This window comes from Companilactobacillus futsaii JCM 17355 (assembly GCF_001435505.1).
Classification (GTDB): Bacteria; Bacillota; Bacilli; order Lactobacillales; family Lactobacillaceae; genus Companilactobacillus; species Companilactobacillus futsaii.
Genome location: NZ_AZDO01000039.1, coordinates 35,488 through 48,560, shown reverse-complemented (window position 1 = coordinate 48,560; position 13,073 = coordinate 35,488). Strand labels below are relative to the sequence as shown.

The following is a 13,073-nucleotide window of genomic DNA, read 5'->3' as shown; positions in this document are numbered from 1 at the left end:
ATGATTGATAGATATGTAACTAAACAAATGAAACCAATTTGGACAGACCAAAATAGATTTCAAGCTTGGCTCGAAGTAGAAATTGCAGCCGTAGAAGGTTGGAGCAAACTAGGAGAAATTCCTGCTGAAGATGCAAAATTGATTGCTCAAAATGCTAAGTTTGACGTTTCTGAAATTGCTGAAATCGAAAAACAAACTAAGCACGATGTAGTTGCTTTTACTAGAGATGTTTCACGTTATTTAGGACCAGAAAGAAAATGGGTCCACTTTGGCTTAACTTCAACTGATGTTGTTGATACAGCCTATGGTTACTTGATGAAACAAGCTAATGATATTATTCGTGAAGATTTGAAAGAATTTCTCGAAGTAGTTAAACAAAAGGCTTTGAAGTACAAAGATACACCAATGATTGGTAGAACTCACGGTGTTCACGCTGAACCTACTACTTTTGGTTTGGTACTAGCTAACTGGTACTCAGAAATCAAACGTGATATCGAAAGATTCGACCATGCTGCCAAGGGTGTTGAGGCAGGTAAGATCAGCGGTGCAGTTGGTAGTTACGCTAATGTGCCAACTAGTGTTGAAAAATTTGTTTGTGATAAGTTAGGTATTCGTCCTCAAGAGATCTCAACTCAAGTTCTTCCAAGAGATCTTCACGCTGAATACATCCAAACAATGGCTTTGATTGCAACATCAATTGAACGTTTTGCTCTAGAAGTTCGTCACTTGCAAAGAACTGAAGTTAGGGAAGCTGAAGAGTTCTTTGCTGCTGGACAAAAAGGTTCAAGTGCTATGCCGCACAAACGTAATCCAATCGGTTCAGAAAATGTAACAGGTTTAGCTCGAGTAATCAGAGGACATGCTTTTACAGCCCTAGAAGATGTGCCATTGTGGCATGAACGTGATATTTCACATTCTTCAGCTGAACGTGTCATTATCCCTGATACAACTGAATTGTTAGATTACATTTTGAGAAGATTTACTAAGATCACAAAAGATCTTACAGTTTTCCCAGATAAGATGATTGAAGATATGAACATCACTCACGGTTTGATTTACTCACAACGCGTCTTGTTGAAGTTAGTTGAAGCTGGTTATTCTCGTGAACAAGCTTATGACATTGTTCAACCAATGACTGCCAAAGCTTGGGATGAAAAGAAGGACTTCAGAACGATGCTTGAAAATGATACACGTGTGACTGACAAACTTTCTGATGCTGATCTTGATGATGCCTTTGATTATCACTGGCATTTGAGAAATGTTGATGAAATCTTTAAGCGTGTTGGTTTAGAATAAAAATAATAATCCACATTAACCTTATTTTGGTTAATGTGGATTATTATTTTTTAATTAATCAAATATTTTACTGCTTTGCATTATTTCTTTAAGTTGTAAGGCGCTCCAAGGTAAATACTCTGCAATTGTTAAACCGACTGTTTTATCAGACAAATCATTTAACAATTTCATTATTTCATTGGGATTCAGTGCCCCATGTGAAACGTTATAACTAGTAACGCCAGGTTGATCAAAATATTGCTCATGGAATAATTTTGGATCTAAAGCATCTAGATCCAAATGAATTAAAACCTTTGTAAAATTATTTTCGTTAATCCAAGTTTGAATTTTATCAAAATCAATTTTTTTTTGAGTTTGATAGTTGATTCCTAAATCAGGTAAAATCTTGTTTTCATCAGCGGTGGGTTTTTGTAAGCCAACGTACATGATTTCTTTAGGAGAGAAGGGGTGTTCAACTAATTTTTCTAATTCTTTATCTCCTTGGTGAATCAAATTTCCTAAGACCATAGCATGTTCATTAGGAAAAATCTTTGGTGTTGATATGTCTGGGTGAGCATCAATCCAAAGGATACCGACATGACCTTGATATTTATTATGTAAGTAGTCAAATGGAGCTTGTGATACTAAACAATTACCACCTAAGGTAATTACTTTGTCAGGTTGTTCGTTATTTAAGATCTTCATAGTTTCTTGCAAATTTTTCTTAACAATTGATTGGGCAGTAACCCCGTTTTCCCTTGTTAAATTAGTATTATCTTCATTAGGAGCTGTGATTGGAACTGTAAAAAATTTTTGATTAGGATTATTTGGTACTAAGGCAGTTAATAATTGTGATCCTAAATAATAAAGTGGATTATTACCAGCTTGCCAATCAGGAACAGTTAGTCTAATAGTTTTGTTCATTGTATGACCTCGCTTTTTTCTTTAATGCAATCTATGATAAAGTCTATAGTTAGAATAGGGTCAAGGTGTAAAATGGAAAAATTATCAATTGGTAAGATGGCGAAGATTTGTAATGTTAGTATTCAAACTTTGAGATACTATGACAAAATAGATTTAATCAAACCAGCTATAAGAGATACAAAAAATGGCTATCGATATTATGATATTAATCAAGTTTTTAGAATTAATATCATTAAATATCTACAACATACAGGATCATCACTCAAAGAAATCAAGCAAGTTTTAACTTTAGACAGTGAGCGTTTAGTTGAATTTTGGAATCAACAAGAGTTAGAAATCGAAAATAAAATTCAAAACTTACAAAGAACTAAAGAATTAATTCGAGGTCAGCAATTACAGTTTCAACAATTAAACGAAATTCAAAAATTTTCTCAGGAAATTGTTTATCAAAGAGCTATTCCGCAAGAATTAATAATTCAAATAAAGCCGATAACTAAAATAACCCCCCTCAGCCATCCCGATGCAGAAGTGAGTCGATTAGAAAATATATTATTACAAAATAAGACGATGGCTAACTTACAATATGGTTTTTCATATCCATTAAAAGAGTATAATGATTTAACTGAAATTGAATACGATAGTATTTTTACAAGAGTTTTTTCATCAAGAATTGACGAAGCTGAAGAATTATTGACATACATGCTTTCTGGACAATATTTATGCATATCTTTTTTTTGGGATAGAACTAAATATTTGTCGTATTATCAAAAATTGTTCTCGGCGTTCCTACATAAATTTGGTACCATTCCAACAGAAGTTTATGAAGTATCAATAGTTGATGAGTATCACTATGAGAATGAACAAAATTTTTTGACAGAGTTAAGGGTTAAAATACCTAAAAACTATCATTAATGTTTAAGTATGGTTTTTAGCTCTGAAGATAAAAATTTGCTACAATATAAACAGCTATTTTAAGAACGACTAATTTTTTTACACAAAGATTTGAGGGAGTTATAAATTGGATAATACAATGCTAAAAGGTCTTAACCCAGAACAACAAAAAGCAGTTAAGGCAACAGAAGGACCACTTTTGATCATGGCAGGTGCCGGTTCAGGTAAGACACGTGTTTTGACTCATCGTGTGGCCTATTTAATTGAAGAAAAAAATGTCATGCCTTGGCACGTTTTAGCGATTACCTTTACTAACAAGGCCGCTAAGGAAATGAAAGAAAGAATCGGTAAATTACTCAATGAATCAGCCGGTGACGTTTGGGTTTCAACTTTCCACTCTCTTTGTGTAAAAATTTTAAGAAGAGATATCGATAAGATGGGCAAACCTAAGACGTTTACGATTGCTGACCCTAGTGAACAAAGAACTTTGATGAAACAAATTTTAGTAAAGATGAACCTTGATCCTAAGCGTTATGATCCTAGAGCTCTTCTGGGAACTATCAGTAATGCTAAGAATGAATTACAAACTCCAGCTGAATATGCAAAAGTTGCTGCAACTCCTTACGAACAAACAGTTGCGACAGTTTATGATGCCTATGCTAAAGAAATGGACCGTAATAATTCACTTGATTTTGATGATTTGATCATGCAAACGAGTGAATTATTCGACCAAAATCCTGACGTGTTGGAGAAGTATCAAGAAAAATTCCAATACATTCACGTTGATGAGTATCAGGATACTAATGAAGCTCAATACAAATTAGTAAAACAATTAGGCGCAAAATATCGTAATGTTTGTGTAGTTGGTGATGCTGATCAGAGTATTTATGGTTGGCGTGGTGCTAACATTCAAAATATTATGAACTTTGAAAAAGACTATCCTGAAGCTACAACGATTAAATTGGAACAAAACTATCGTTCAACTAAGGTCATTTTGAAAGCTGCTAATGAAGTTATCAACAATAATTCCAATCGTAAACCTAAGGAACTGTGGACTGATAACTCTGAAGGTGACAAAATCAAGTTTTATCGTGGTCAAAGTGATACTGATGAAGCTTTGTACGTAATTGACCAGATTAAAGATTTATTGTTACAAGGCTATAATTATGGTGATTTTGCCGTTTTGTACCGAACTAATGCTCAATCACGTAACTTTGAAGATAAGCTTATGAAGGCTAATATTCCTTACAAGATCATTGGTGGACATAAGTTTTACGACCGTAAGGAAATCAAGGATGTCTTAGCTTATTTGCGTTTGATTGCTAATCACGATGACTCAATGAGTTTTCAACGTGTTATCAACAGTCCTAAACGCGGAATTGGACCAGGTACGATTGAAAAATTGCAAACTTTCGCTGACGAGCATAACTGGTCATTGTTAGAAGCAGCTGAAAACATCGAATTGTCGCCATTAGGTGCCAAACCTCGTAAAACAATTGGTGAATTTGCTAAAGTGATCGACGATTTAACTAAGTTATCTGAAGACCAATCAATGAATATTTTGATGGACCATTTATTAGAAGATTCCGGTTACGTGGAAGAATTGAAGAAGCAAAACAATCTTGAATCTCAAGCTCGTGTTGAAAATATCGAAGAACTTTTGACAGTAACGACACAATTTGACCAAAGTTATGAACCAGATGCTGACGTTGATGAGACGCGTTTGACTACTTTCTTAACTGAATTATCATTAGTTAGTGATCAAGATGAAGTTGAAGAAGATCAACAAGAAGTAACTTTGATGACTTTGCATGCTGCTAAAGGATTGGAGTTCCCAGTGGTTTTCCTAGTTGGTATGGAAGAAGGAATTTTCCCATTAGGTCGTTCATTATTAAAAGAAGACGATTTGGAAGAAGAACGTCGTTTAGCTTATGTAGGGATTACTCGAGCTGAAAAACGTTTGTATATTACCAATGCTATCAGTCGGATGTTGTATGGTCGTATTCAAAGTAATCCTACTTCAAGATTTGTTAACGAGATTCAAGAAGATGCTATCGAACCCGTTAATCCGGTTGCTGGTAATCTTGCTGGTGCTAAGAAAGAGAAATATCCATTCAGTAAGAACCGTCGTCGTATGGCCACAACTCCAACTTATCAATCACCAACTTTGAAATCTAAAGGAGCTTCCGGTGCTGAAAAACTCACTTGGAATGTTGGCGATAAAGTCGAACATAAGAAGTGGGGTCAAGGAACGGTTGTTAAAGTTAATGGTTCTGGCAACAATGCTGAATTAGATGTAGCATTCAAGAGCGAAGGCGTTAAACGTCTGTTAGCAGAATATGCTCCAATTAAAAAAGTTACTGACTAAGAGGTGAAAGCATGGCTGATTTAACTAAAGAACAAGCTAGTCAAGAATTAGACAAAATCCGTCCCCAACTCAATAGTTGGCGTGATGCTTATTACACTAAAGATGCACCAGTCGTAGAAGATAATGTCTACGATAAGTTATACAATCGTTTATTAGAAATAGAACAAATGTATCCGGAATTAGTAACTCCCGATTCACCTTCGCAACAAGTTGGTGATGTGACTTTACCCGATTTCAATAAGGTTACTCATGATATTCCAATGCTTTCAATGGGGGATGTCTTTTCTGAAGAAGAATTGGCAGAATTTAATGACCGAATCGAAAAAAACGTTGGACATGAGGTTGATTATAATGTTGAATTAAAAATTGATGGTTTATCACTGTCATTAATTTATGAAAATGGTATCTTAGTTCAAGGTTCAACTCGTGGTAATGGGACAATCGGCGAAAATGTGACAGAAAATGTCAAAACTATCAAAGATATCCCGCAAAAACTCAGCCGTCCACTTTCAATTGAAGTTCGTGGCGAATGTTTCATGTCGAAAAAAGAATTTTTGCGTTTAAATCAAGAACGTGAAAATGAAGGTCAACAAGTCTTTGCTAACCCTAGAAATGCGGCCGCAGGTAGTTTGCGACAATTAGATCCTAAGATTACGGCTTCAAGAAAGCTCGACACGTTCATGTATACGATCGTAACTTTTGACGGTATGGACGTTACCACGCAGCATCAAGCTTTGGAAACATTAAAAGAATTAGGGTTTAACGTTAATCCAACTGCTCAAGTAACGACTGGTTTAAAAGGTGTGCAAAACTTTATCGAACATTATGGCGAAGTTCGAGATGATCTAGATTACGGTATCGATGGAGTTGTTTTGAAAGTTGATGATTTAGCTTTGCAGCAACAACTTGGAAATACAGTTAAAGTACCACGTTGGGAAATTGCTTATAAGTTTCCACCAGAACAATCAGAAACAATAGTACGAGATATTACTTGGACAATTGGTCGGACAGGAGTTTTGACACCTACAGCAGTAATGGATCCTGTGCAATTAGCAGGAACGACTGTTTCAAGGGCAACGCTACATAATGAAGATATGATTCGTCAAAAAGATGTTCGAATCGGCGATACTGTACTGTTGCACAAAGCCGGCGATATTATCCCTGAAGTTTCACAAGTAGTCTTGAAGAAACGTCCAAAAGATTCCACACCTGCTGAAATCCCAACACATTGTCCTTACTGTGGTTCAGAATTGATTCACCTAGAGGATGAAGTAGCGTTACGTTGTATCAATCCTAAATGTCCGGCTCAAGTTAAAGAACAATTAACTCACTTTGCTTCTCGAAATGCGATGAATATAGACGGTTTAGGACCTAAGATCATCGAACAACTCTATACGAAAGAATTAGTTAAAGATGTAGCTGATATTTACAAATTGACAGCAGATGATTTAGCCACTTTGGATGGTTTTAAAGAAAAATCCATCAACAATTTACTAACAGCAATTGATAATTCTAAGAGTAATTCGGTAGAACGATTGATCTTTGGTCTTGGAATCAGACATGTTGGTGCCAAAGCTGGTCGGATTTTAGCTGAGAATTTTGGTAATTTAGATAATTTGATGGCAGCTTCCAAAGAAGAAATTTTAGAAGTTAATACAATGGGTGAAATTATTGCTGACAGTATTGTGACTTATTTTGCCAATGATGATGTTAAAAAATTGATAAATGAACTAAAATCAGTAAGTATTAACATGAATTTTATCGGTAGTTCAAATTCTAATGAAACAAATAGCCATTTTACTGATAAAATAATTGTTATAACCGGAACTTTACAAAATTATAAACGCTCGCAATTGTCTGAAAAACTCGAGAATCTCGGTGCCAAGGTCACTAGCTCAGTTACCAAGAAAACTGATATTTTGATTGCTGGTGAAAAGGCCGGTAGTAAACTGACTAAAGCTCAACAATTGGGAACGCAAATTATTGATGAAACAACATTATCTGAATATTTGGATGATGAAGAGTAGGAGAACAGATTTGAAAAAATTCTTAAAAACTACAACGTTACTATTGATGTGTTCGATTTTTTTAGCTGCCTGTGGTAATCTACAAGATTCCACCCTTTCATCAGGTGGCGGTGATTCTTCAAAGAGCACGGTTCAGACAACATCTTCGTCTGATTCAAGTAGTTACGATGTTTTATTAAGTAATGGAAAGTATAAAACTAGTCCAATTTCAGGGTTAACTGCGTCTGATAATGGTAATCAATTCAACAGTAGAAGCTTTGAAAGTGGTTTAATGAAGTTGTCTAAAAAGCAATTTTCAACTAATTCATATGTTTTCCAAGAAGGCCAAGTGCTTTCTGCCAGTACCGTTAATAAGTGGTTAGCTCGTAAAAGTAAGAAGAACCCAACTGGTTTGAATCCAGATTCTAACGGTTCAACTGCTCCTACTAAGCGAACACCAATGTATTTACAACAGTTGCTTGAAGAAGATTATCTCCAAAAGCAAGATGGTAAATATAAATTGGCTGGTATTTCAATCGGGGTTGCAATGAACAAGATCGATTACTACCAAAAGAAGCAATATGGCGCTACTTACAAGACTACTATTACAGAAGCTGAACAAAAAGAACAAGGTCAACGAATTGCCAAAGAAATTGTTCAACGCTTGCGTAAAGAAGATAAAGTGGGTAATATTCCTATTGTTGTGGGATTATATTCAGTAGCCCCTGAAGATACTTTAGTTGGAGGAAATTATTTCCAATATTCCTTCAGTAAGAGTGGCGAATTAGGTAGCTTTAAAGATTTGGAATACAAGAACCAAATGTTGCCAGTTGTTAATGGCGATACTGCAATTAGCAGTAGTGATTCTGACGCCTTTTCTAACTTTAAGACGCACATCCAAGATTACTTCCCCAATCTTTCTGGTGTTACAGCTCAGGCTCATTACGATGGCACAAACCTTAAATCGATGGATATTACGATCAATACCCAATTTGACGGTTTAGCTCAAATCACTAGTTTTACTCAATTCGTTCAACAGAGTGCAACTAAATACTTACCATCTGGTGCTGATTTGGATATTAATATTCAAACAGTCGACGAACAACAAGCTGTTGTAACTAGAACTAATGGTAAGTTCTATTCACATGTTTATGATGCAGATTAAAAAAGGAGAAACTTATGATTTCAAAAGATGAAATTTTACACGTTGCCACATTGGCTAATTTGAAATTCCAACCTGACGAAGTTGATAGTTTTGTCGATCAATTAGATAAGATCGTCAACATGGAAAGTAAACTATCAAGCGTTGATACAACTGGAATTGAACCTACATACAATATGGGTGACACAAGTACAGTCTTCCGTGAAGATAAGGGGATTCATACTCAAACTAGAGAACAAATGCTTGAGAATGTTCCTGAAACTGATAATAACCTTATCAAGGTACCAACAATTGTTGACAAGGAGGACGACGAATAGTGGATTACATGAAGGAAACAATCAATTCATTGCACCAAAAACTTGCTGACAAAGAGTTGACTGCCCAAGATTTAACACAACAAACTTTAGACAATATCAATGCTAAAGAAGATAAATTAAATGCCTTTATTACAGTTAACGATAAGGCTGTTGATGATGCTAAGAAGATTGATGAAAAAGGGATCAACGGACGTTTAAGTGGTATCCCAATTGCTATCAAGGATAATATCGTCACAAATGGCATCAAGACTACTGCTGCAAGTAAGATTTTGTATAATTTTATGCCAGTTTATAGCGCTACAGTTTTAGAAAAGCTAGAAAATGCTGGTGCAATCGATATTGGTAAGACTAACCTTGATGAATTTGCTATGGGTTCATCTACTGAAACATCACACTTTGGAACAAGTAAGAATCCTTGGGACTTCAGTCGTGTTCCTGGTGGTTCTTCAGGTGGTTCCGCTGCTGCCGTTGCTAGTGGTGACGTAGTAGCTGCTTTAGGTACAGATACTGGTGGTTCAATCAGACAACCTGCTGCCTTTAATGGAATCTTTGGTATCAAACCAACATACGGTCGTGTTTCTCGTTGGGGCGTTATTGCCTTTGCTTCAAGTCTTGACCAAGTTGGTGTTATGTCAAAACGTGTTGAAGACTCAGCTGAAGTTCTTTCTGTCATTGCTGGTCATGACGATCATGATTCAACAAGTTCAGAAAAAGAAGTTCCTGACTACCGCGCTAATTTGAACAAAGACATGACTGGCGTTAAGATTGCTGTTCCTAAGGAATTCTATCATGAAGGAACACATAAAGATGTCTTGGACAATGTTAATAAAGCACTTGATGCTTACAAGAAGATGGGAGCTACTGTTGAAGAAGTTAGCTTGCCATCATTGAAGCATGCCGTTGAAGTTTATTACGTCTTAGCTTCCAGTGAAGCCTCATCTAACCTTCAAAGATACGATGGTGTTAGATATGGTTACCGTGCTAAGGACGTTAAAAACATCAAAGACTTGTTTGTAAATTCAAGATCTGAGGGATTCGGTGATGAAGTAAAACGTCGTATCATGCTTGGTACCTTTGCTTTATCTGCTGGTGCTTATGATGCTTACTTCAAGAAAGCCGCTCAAGTAAGAACTATCTTCATCAATGAAATGTCAAATGTCTTAAAGGACTATGATTTAATTATGGGACCTTCAACAACTACACCTGCTTTCAAGATTGGTGAAAAAGTTGACGATCCATTGGCAATGTACATGAACGATATTTTAACTATTCCTGCTAACTTGGCCGGATTACCAGCTGCTTCAGTTCCTGCAGGTTTAGCTGACGGTATGCCAGTTGGTCTACAAATTATCGGTAAGCCATTTGCTGAACAAGACGTCTTCAATGCGGCTTATGCTTTGCAAGAAGAAAATAAATTTTATGAACAAATACCAACTGCACTTAAGGGGGAAGACTAATGAATTTTGAAACAACTATCGGACTAGAAGTTCACGTTGAACTAAAAACTAAGTCCAAGATGTACAGTCCTTCACCAGTTGCTTATGGTGCCGACTCTAACGTTAATACCAATGTGATCGACTTTGGTTTTCCAGGGACATTACCAACTGTAAATAAAAATGGTTATCGCCTAGGTGTCATGGTAGCTTTGGCATTGAACGCCGAAATCGAACACCACACACACTTTGATCGTAAGAACTACTTCTACCCAGATAATCCAAAAGCTTACCAAATTACTCAACAAGACAAGCCGTTGGGTCATGATGGATACGTTGAAATTGAAGTTGATGGTAAAAAGAAGAAAATCGGTGTTGAAGAACTTCACGTTGAAGAAGATGCCGGTAAGAATACCCACGGTAATAACGGCTATTCATACGTTGATTTAAACCGTCAAGGTACTCCTTTGATTGAAATTGTTTCAAAGCCTGATATGCATTCTCCTGAAGAAGCCTATCAATATCTAGAAAACCTTCGTAAGATTATCCAGTTTACTGGTGCATCTGATGTTAAGATGGAAGAAGGTTCAATGCGTGTTGATACAAATATTTCAATTCGCCCAGTAGGTTCAGATACTTATGGTACAAAAGTCGAATTGAAAAACTTGAACTCATTCAACCACGTTAAGTTGGGTCTAGCTTATGAAGAAAAACGTCAAGCTAACATTTTGAAACAAGGTGGACGCATCGGTCAAGAAACTAGACGTTTTGATGAAAAGACTGGCGAAACATTCTTAATGCGTGTTAAGTCCGGTGCCGATGATTATCGTTACTTCCCAGAACCTGACTTGCCAGATTACGATATTTCACCAGAATGGGTTGCTGAAATTAAGGCTAACTTGCCAGAATCAGCTGCCAAAAGACGTGTTCGTTACATTAACGAATTAGGTATTCCTGAATATGATGCCGGCGTTTTGACAGATACTAAGGAAATGTCTGATTTCTTTGACGAAGCCGTTTCTTACAAAGCTAATCCAAAATTAGTTTCTAACTGGTTAATGGGTGAAGTTAATGGTTACTTGAACGAAAAGAAGGTTGGTTTGTTAGATACTAAGTTGACACCAGAACACTTAGCTAAGATGATCAATTTAATTTCCGATGGAACAATTTCTTCTAAGATTGCTAAGAAAGTCTTTAAAGAAACTATCAGTAACGGAACAGAACCAGAAGAATGGGTTAAGTCTAAAGGACTTGTTCAAGAATCTGATCCTGCTGTCTTGAAACCAATGATTTTGGAAATATTGGATAACAATCAACAATCAATCGATGACTTTAAGAATGGTAAAGATCGTGCTGTTGGTTACTTGGTTGGTCAAATCATGAAACAAACACACGGACAAGCTAACCCTAAAGTTGTTAACAAGATTTTGATGGCAGAGTTAAATAGTCGTTAGTGAGGGAAAGATATGCGTGCTAGACTGATATATAATCCAACTTCAGGTCATGAGACCATGAACAGTAATGTTGGAGACATTTTGAATATTATTGAAAAAGCTGGTTATGAGGCTAGTGCCTATCGAACAACACCGAAGAAAAACTCAGCTCAAGATGAAGCCAGACGAGTAGCTAAAGAGGGCTTTGAGTTAATAGTTGCTGCTGGTGGGGATGGTACGATCAATGAAGTTGTTAACGGAATTGCTGATTTGGATAAACGTCCAGAGTTAGCGATTATTCCGGTCGGAACAACTAATGATTATGCCAGAGCTTTGAAAATTCCACGTGATGATGTAGTCGAAGCAGCCAAAATTATTCTTAAAGGTCAAAAATTACCAGTCGATATTGGTCAAGCTGGTGAAAAATACTTTATCAATATTGCCGGTGGTGGGTCGATGACCGAATTGACTTATGAGGTTCCTTCAGCTTATAAATCAATTTTGGGATACTTGGCTTATCTAGTTAAAGGTGCTGAATTACTACCACGAGTTAGTCCCGTTGATATGCACATTGAATACGATGATGGCGTATTTGATGGTAAGGCAACGATGTTTTTGATTGGATTGACTAATTCAATCGGTGGAATGGAACAAATTGCCCCTGACTCAGTAATTGGCGATGGAACATTCTCATTGATCATCGTTAAAGAAACTAATTTGCGTGATTTAGTTCATTTGATTGCCTTAGTTCTTAATGGTGGTCGCCATGTTTACAATCCAAAGGTTATTTATACTAAGACAAAAAAAATCTCGGTTCATGCCAATGATGGTAATCGTCTAATGGTTAACCTTGATGGTGAATATGGTGGAGATGCGCCAATGGTATTCACTAATTTGCATAATCATTTGAATATTTATGCAAATGTGGATTCTATCCCGCTCAAAGCAATTGATTCATCAACTCTTAGTGAAAAAGATGCTGGTGAAAAAATCATCGAAGAAGAAAAAAATCTTGATGATGATGAAAAAGAAGATAAATAAAAAAGAATTTAGAAGTGGATCATATTGATTCTTTCTTAGTTAGGTTAGTATTTGAACTGCTGTCACTACCGACTAGATAATGTTTCGTTTCTTTTATATTAAATAATTAGGAAATAAAGAATAGAACAACTATCTAGTCCGGAATAGCGAAGAAAATTGGCTCAAATGTGAAATTTCTCTTGGCAATTTATTGCCTAGTGAAAGGTCGAGCTTGAAGACTTTG

At 36.2% G+C, this 13,073-nt stretch carries 10 protein-coding genes; 9 read left to right on the top strand and 1 reads right to left on the bottom strand.

What is annotated here, in order from left to right; genetic code table 11:
- On the top strand, positions 1-1,296 hold the full coding sequence (gene purB / locus FC88_RS03860) for an adenylosuccinate lyase (protein WP_057812980.1): 1,296 nt from the start codon (positions 1-3) through the stop codon (positions 1,294-1,296).
- 54 nt (positions 1,297-1,350) lie between these two features.
- On the opposite strand, the gene FC88_RS03855 is transcribed toward purB, so the two are convergent.
- On the bottom strand, positions 1,351-2,199 hold the full coding sequence (locus FC88_RS03855; RefSeq protein ID WP_057812978.1) for an arginase family protein: 849 nt from the start codon (positions 2,197-2,199) through the stop codon (positions 1,351-1,353).
- 72 nt (positions 2,200-2,271) lie between these two features.
- Here FC88_RS03855 and FC88_RS03850 point away from each other — a divergent pair, with 72 nt between their 5' ends.
- From FC88_RS03850 to FC88_RS03815, 8 genes are all read left to right on the top strand, one after another.
- Positions 2,272-3,111 carry a MerR family transcriptional regulator gene (locus tag FC88_RS03850; protein WP_057812976.1) on the top strand — a complete coding sequence of 280 codons (840 nt, stop codon included), beginning with the start codon at positions 2,272-2,274 and terminating at the stop codon, positions 3,109-3,111.
- A 118-nt stretch (positions 3,112-3,229) separates the two neighbouring features.
- Positions 3,230-5,458 (top strand): DNA helicase PcrA, encoded by a 2,229-nt coding sequence (gene pcrA, locus FC88_RS03845; RefSeq protein ID WP_057813069.1) that lies wholly within the window; start codon positions 3,230-3,232, stop codon positions 5,456-5,458.
- 11 nt (positions 5,459-5,469) lie between these two features.
- The gene (gene ligA / locus FC88_RS03840; protein ID WP_057812974.1) at positions 5,470-7,485 is read left to right on the top strand and encodes an NAD-dependent DNA ligase LigA; all 2,016 of its coding nucleotides are present in this window, start codon (positions 5,470-5,472) and stop codon (positions 7,483-7,485) included.
- A 10-nt stretch (positions 7,486-7,495) separates the two neighbouring features.
- The gene (locus tag FC88_RS03835) at positions 7,496-8,629 is read left to right on the top strand and encodes a CamS family sex pheromone protein (protein WP_057812972.1); all 1,134 of its coding nucleotides are present in this window, start codon (positions 7,496-7,498) and stop codon (positions 8,627-8,629) included.
- Between the two features lie 14 nt (positions 8,630-8,643).
- Positions 8,644-8,943: an Asp-tRNA(Asn)/Glu-tRNA(Gln) amidotransferase subunit GatC gene (gene gatC / locus FC88_RS03830; protein ID WP_057812970.1), complete on the top strand. Its 300-nt coding sequence runs from the start codon at positions 8,644-8,646 to the stop codon at positions 8,941-8,943.
- Positions 8,943-10,400 (top strand): Asp-tRNA(Asn)/Glu-tRNA(Gln) amidotransferase subunit GatA, encoded by a 1,458-nt coding sequence (gene gatA / locus FC88_RS03825; RefSeq protein ID WP_057812968.1) that lies wholly within the window; start codon positions 8,943-8,945, stop codon positions 10,398-10,400. Before gatC ends, gatA begins: the two co-directional genes overlap by 1 nt.
- Positions 10,400-11,830, top strand: coding sequence for an Asp-tRNA(Asn)/Glu-tRNA(Gln) amidotransferase subunit GatB (gatB, locus tag FC88_RS03820; protein ID WP_057812966.1), 1,431 nt, complete (start codon positions 10,400-10,402; stop codon positions 11,828-11,830). Before gatA ends, gatB begins: the two co-directional genes overlap by 1 nt.
- A gap of 12 nt (positions 11,831-11,842) precedes the next feature.
- On the top strand, positions 11,843-12,850 hold the full coding sequence (locus FC88_RS03815) for a diacylglycerol kinase (RefSeq protein WP_057812959.1): 1,008 nt from the start codon (positions 11,843-11,845) through the stop codon (positions 12,848-12,850).
- The last annotated feature ends 223 nt before the right edge of the window (positions 12,851-13,073 follow it).

Excerpts from the sequence above, each read along its gene's own strand:
- purB (WP_057812980.1), top strand. The coding sequence starts at position 1 with ATGATTGATAGATATGTAACTAAACAAATGAAACCAATTTGGACAGAC.
- FC88_RS03855 (WP_057812978.1), bottom strand. The coding sequence starts at position 2,199 with ATGAACAAAACTATTAGACTAACTGTTCCTGATTGGCAAGCTGGTAAT.
- FC88_RS03850 (WP_057812976.1), top strand. The coding sequence starts at position 2,272 with ATGGAAAAATTATCAATTGGTAAGATGGCGAAGATTTGTAATGTTAGT.
- pcrA (WP_057813069.1), top strand. The coding sequence starts at position 3,230 with ATGCTAAAAGGTCTTAACCCAGAACAACAAAAAGCAGTTAAGGCAACA.
- ligA (WP_057812974.1), top strand. The coding sequence starts at position 5,470 with ATGGCTGATTTAACTAAAGAACAAGCTAGTCAAGAATTAGACAAAATC.
- gatC (WP_057812970.1), top strand. The coding sequence starts at position 8,644 with ATGATTTCAAAAGATGAAATTTTACACGTTGCCACATTGGCTAATTTG.
- gatB (WP_057812966.1), top strand. The coding sequence starts at position 10,400 with ATGAATTTTGAAACAACTATCGGACTAGAAGTTCACGTTGAACTAAAA.
- FC88_RS03815 (WP_057812959.1), top strand. The coding sequence starts at position 11,843 with ATGCGTGCTAGACTGATATATAATCCAACTTCAGGTCATGAGACCATG.